Origin of the sequence: Shigella sp. FC1567 (genome assembly GCF_001743015.1) — a bacterium.
In the GTDB taxonomy this organism is placed as follows: Bacteria; Pseudomonadota; Gammaproteobacteria; order Enterobacterales; family Enterobacteriaceae; genus Escherichia; species Escherichia coli.
Genome location: NZ_MIIV01000463.1, coordinates 1 through 238, shown reverse-complemented (window position 1 = coordinate 238; position 238 = coordinate 1). Strand labels below are relative to the sequence as shown.

Here is a 238-nt window from a genome sequence, read left to right as displayed (position 1 = left end):
TACGTCACGTTCTGCCATACCTGCCGTCGTTTTGATTTATACGAAACAGAAGCGGAGATGAAGGCGGATGACCCGAAGTGGTGGTGATTTTCAGCCCCGACCGCTGAAACGCCTGTTCACAGCCAACCAGTGCTGGACGTCCTTCCTGGATGCGGGCGGTCTGCGCGATATCGGGGTTGAGGCTGTCACAAAAATGCTGGCCTGCGGCACGCGGATACTGGGAGTGAAGGAATACATC

General features: G+C 55.9%; 2 pseudogenes. Both read left to right on the top strand.

The features are described 5' to 3' along the window. Window positions 1–87 (top strand): annotated as a pseudogene (locus tag BHE85_RS27805) (hypothetical protein); the annotation flags it as partial. Next, window positions 68–238 (top strand): annotated as a pseudogene (locus tag BHE85_RS20070) (IS91 family transposase); the annotation flags it as partial. The pseudogenes BHE85_RS27805 and BHE85_RS20070, both read left to right, overlap by 20 nt.